This window comes from Staphylococcus sp. GDY8P119P (assembly GCF_017892075.1).
GTDB classification, from domain to species: Bacteria; Bacillota; Bacilli; order Staphylococcales; family Staphylococcaceae; genus Staphylococcus; species Staphylococcus ureilyticus.
Map to the genome: position 1 here is coordinate 1 of NZ_JAESKJ010000027.1, position 4,944 is coordinate 4,944.

3 rRNA genes are annotated in these 4,944 nt (G+C 48.5%); all 3 read left to right on the forward strand.

Features of this window, described 5'->3' with window-relative positions:
* Positions 1-89 precede the first annotated feature (89 nt).
* A 16S ribosomal RNA gene (locus KA830_RS13495) occupies positions 90-1,642 on the forward strand.
* Between the two features lie 248 nt (positions 1,643-1,890).
* Positions 1,891-4,811, forward strand: a 23S ribosomal RNA gene (locus tag KA830_RS13500).
* Between the two features lie 77 nt (positions 4,812-4,888).
* Positions 4,889-4,944 (forward strand): 5S ribosomal RNA (gene rrf / locus KA830_RS13505); the annotation flags it as partial.

Consider the following 4,944-nt stretch of genomic DNA (forward strand, 5'->3'; position numbering starts at 1 on the left):
TCCGATTTCAACATTAAATGTTGAATCAAAACAACGTGTTATTGATAACACAAATTAGTATTTTATGAGCTAATCAAACATCATAATTTTTTATGGAGAGTTTGATCCTGGCTCAGGATGAACGCTGGCGGCGTGCCTAATACATGCAAGTCGAGCGAACAGATAAGGAGCTTGCTCCTTTGACGTTAGCGGCGGACGGGTGAGTAACACGTGGGTAACCTACCTATAAGACTGGAATAACTCCGGGAAACCGGGGCTAATGCCGGATAACATTTAGAACCGCATGGTTCTAAAGTGAAAGATGGTTTTGCTATCACTTATAGATGGACCCGCGCCGTATTAGCTAGTTGGTAAGGTAACGGCTTACCAAGGCAACGATACGTAGCCGACCTGAGAGGGTGATCGGCCACACTGGAACTGAGACACGGTCCAGACTCCTACGGGAGGCAGCAGTAGGGAATCTTCCGCAATGGGCGAAAGCCTGACGGAGCAACGCCGCGTGAGTGATGAAGGTCTTCGGATCGTAAAACTCTGTTATTAGGGAAGAACAAATGTGTAAGTAACTGTGCACGTCTTGACGGTACCTAATCAGAAAGCCACGGCTAACTACGTGCCAGCAGCCGCGGTAATACGTAGGTGGCAAGCGTTATCCGGAATTATTGGGCGTAAAGCGCGCGTAGGCGGTTTCTTAAGTCTGATGTGAAAGCCCACGGCTCAACCGTGGAGGGTCATTGGAAACTGGGAAACTTGAGTGCAGAAGAGGAAAGTGGAATTCCATGTGTAGCGGTGAAATGCGCAGAGATATGGAGGAACACCAGTGGCGAAGGCGACTTTCTGGTCTGTAACTGACGCTGATGTGCGAAAGCGTGGGGATCAAACAGGATTAGATACCCTGGTAGTCCACGCCGTAAACGATGAGTGCTAAGTGTTAGGGGGTTTCCGCCCCTTAGTGCTGCAGCTAACGCATTAAGCACTCCGCCTGGGGAGTACGACCGCAAGGTTGAAACTCAAAGGAATTGACGGGGACCCGCACAAGCGGTGGAGCATGTGGTTTAATTCGAAGCAACGCGAAGAACCTTACCAAATCTTGACATCCTTTGACAACTCTAGAGATAGAGCGTTCCCCTTCGGGGGACAAAGTGACAGGTGGTGCATGGTTGTCGTCAGCTCGTGTCGTGAGATGTTGGGTTAAGTCCCGCAACGAGCGCAACCCTTAAGCTTAGTTGCCAGCATTAAGTTGGGCACTCTAAGTTGACTGCCGGTGACAAACCGGAGGAAGGTGGGGATGACGTCAAATCATCATGCCCCTTATGATTTGGGCTACACACGTGCTACAATGGACAATACAAAGGGCAGCTAAACCGCGAGGTCATGCAAATCCCATAAAGTTGTTCTCAGTTCGGATTGTAGTCTGCAACTCGACTACATGAAGCTGGAATCGCTAGTAATCGTAGATCAGCATGCTACGGTGAATACGTTCCCGGGTCTTGTACACACCGCCCGTCACACCACGAGAGTTTGTAACACCCGAAGCCGGTGGAGTAACCATTTATGGAGCTAGCCGTCGAAGGTGGGACAAATGATTGGGGTGAAGTCGTAACAAGGTAGCCGTATCGGAAGGTGCGGCTGGATCACCTCCTTTCTAAGGATATATTCGGAACATCTTCTTTAGAAGATGACAAAGGAATAACATTGACATATTGTATTCAGTTTTGTTGAAAACTAGATAAGTAAGTAAAATTTATGATTTTACCAAGCAAAACCGAGTGAATAAGAGTTTTAAATAAGCTTGAATTCAAAAAGAAATAATCGCTAGTGTTCGAAAGAACACTCACAGATTAATAACATTTTGGGTTTTCAACCGACGGTTGTCGAGTTGGAAAGCAAATAGATTAAGTTATTAAGGGCGCACGGTGGATGCCTTGGCACTAGAAGCCGATGAAGGACGTTACTAACGACGATATGCTTTGGGGAGCTGTAAGTAAGCTGTGATCCAGAGATTTCCGAATGGGGGAACCCAATACGAGTTATGTCGTATTATCGATACGTAAATACATAGCGTATCGAAGGTAGACGCGGAGAACTGAAACATCTTAGTACCCGCAGGAAGAGAAAGAAAAATCGATTCCCTGAGTAGCGGCGAGCGAAACGGGAAGAGCCCAAACCAACGAGCTTGCTTGTTGGGGTTGTAGGACACTCTATACGGAGTTACAAAGGAATAGATTAGACGAAGCATCTGGAAAGATGCATCAAAGAAGGTAATAATCCTGTAGTCGAAAATCTGTTCTCTCTTGAGTGGATCCTGAGTACGACGGAACACGAGAAATTCCGTCGGAATCTGGGAGGACCATCTCCCAAGGCTAAATACTCTCTAGTGACCGATAGTGAACCAGTACCGTGAGGGAAAGGTGAAAAGTACCCCGGAAGGGGAGTGAAAGAGAACTTGAAACCGTGTGCTTACAAGTAGTCAGAGCCCGTTAATGGGTGATGGCGTGCCTTTTGTAGAATGAACCGGCGAGTTACGATTTGATGCAAGGTTAAGCAGTGAATGTGGAGCCGTAGCGAAAGCGAGTCTGAATAGGGCGTTGAGTATTTGGTCGTAGACCCGAAACCAGGTGATCTACCCTTGACCAGGTTGAAGTTCAGGTAACACTGAATGGAGGACCGAACCGACTTACGTTGAAAAGTGAGCGGATGAGTTGAGGGTAGCGGAGAAATTCCAATCGAACCTGGAGATAGCTGGTTCTCTCCGAAATAGCTTTAGGGCTAGCCTCAAGTGATGATTATTGGAGGTAGAGCACTGTTTGGACGAGGGGCCCTTCTCGGGTTACCGAATTCAGACAAACTCCGAATGCCAATCAATTTAACTTGGGAGTCAGAACGCGGGTGATAAGGTCCGTGTTCGAAAGGGAAACAGCCCAGACCACCAGCTAAGGTCCCAAAATATATGTTAAGTGGAAAAGGATGTGGCGTTGCCCAGACAACTAGTATGTTGGCTTAGAAGCAGCCATCATTTAAAGAGTGCGTAATAGCTCACTAGTCGAGTGACACTGCGCCGAAAATGTACCGGGGCTAAACATATTACCGAAGCTGTGGATTGTCCGTAGGACAATGGTAGGAGAGCGTTCTAAGGGCGTTGAAGCATGATCGCAAGGACATGTGGAGCGCTTAGAAGTGAGAATGCCGGTGTGAGTAGCGAAAGACGGGTGAGAATCCCGTCCACCGATTGACTAAGGTTTCCAGAGGAAGGCTCGTCCGCTCTGGGTTAGTCGGGTCCTAAGCTGAGGCCGATAGGCGTAGGCGATGGATAACAGGTTGATATTCCTGTACCACCATGAATCGTTTTAAGCGATGGGGGGACGCAGTAGGATAGGCGAAGCGTACGATTGGATTGTACGTCCAAGCAGTAAGACTGAGTGTTAGGCAAATCCGGCACTCATAAGGTCAAGCTGTGATGGGGAGAGGAAATTGTTTCCTCGAGTCGTTGATTTCACACTGCCGAGAAAAGCCTCTAGCTAGATTTATGGTGCCCGTACCGCAAACCGACACAGGTAGTCAAGATGAGAATTCTAAGGTGAGCGAGCGAACTCTCGTTAAGGAACTCGGCAAAATGACCCCGTAACTTCGGGAGAAGGGGTGCTCTTTAGGGTTCACGCCCAGGAGAGCCGCAGTGAATAGGCCCAAGCGACTGTTTATCAAAAACACAGGTCTCTGCTAAACCGTAAGGTGATGTATAGGGGCTGACGCCTGCCCGGTGCTGGAAGGTTAAGAGGAGTGGTTAGCTTCTGCGAAGCTACGAATCGAAGCCCCAGTAAACGGCGGCCGTAACTATAACGGTCCTAAGGTAGCGAAATTCCTTGTCGGGTAAGTTCCGACCCGCACGAAAGGCGTAACGATTTGGGCACTGTCTCAACGAGAGACTCGGTGAAATCATAGTACCTGTGAAGATGCAGGTTACCCGCGACAGGACGGAAAGACCCCGTGGAGCTTTACTGTAGTCTGATATTGAAATTCGGTACAGCTTGTACAGGATAGGTAGGAGCCTTAGATACGTGAGCGCTAGCTTACGTGGAGGCGTTGGTGGGATACTACCCTCGCTGTATTGGATTTCTAACCCGCACCATTAATCATGGTGGGAGACAGTGTCAGATGGACAGTTTGACTGGGGCGGTCGCCTCCTAAAGAGTAACGGAGGCGCTCAAAGGTTTCCTCAGAATGGTTGGAAATCATTCATAGAGTGTAAAGGCACAAGGAAGCTTGACTGCGAGACTTACAAGTCGAGCAGGGTCGAAAGACGGACTTAGTGATCCGGTGGTTCCGCATGGAAGGGCCATCGCTCAACGGATAAAAGCTACCCCGGGGATAACAGGCTTATCTCCCCCAAGAGTTCACATCGACGGGGAGGTTTGGCACCTCGATGTCGGCTCATCGCATCCTGGGGCTGTAGTCGGTCCCAAGGGTTGGGCTGTTCGCCCATTAAAGCGGTACGCGAGCTGGGTTCAGAACGTCGTGAGACAGTTCGGTCCCTATCCGTCGTGGGCGTAGGAAATTTGAGAGGAGCTGTCCTTAGTACGAGAGGACCGGGATGGACATACCTCTGGTGTACCAGTTGTCGTGCCAACGGCATCGCTGGGTAGCTATGTATGGACGGGATAAGTGCTGAAAGCATCTAAGCATGAAGCCCCCCTCAAGATGAGATTTCCCAACTTCGGTTATAAGATCCCTCAAAGATGATGAGGTTAATAGGTTCGAGGTGGAAGCATAGCGATATGTGGAGCTGACGAATACTAATCGATCGAAGACTTAATCAAATTTAAAAGTTTTGTTGGTTGAACTAAATTTTACTTACAATCTAGTTTTGAGTGTATAAATTTTATACATGACATTGTCTGGTGACTATAGCAAGGAGGTCACACCTGTTCCCATGCCGAACACAGAAGTTAA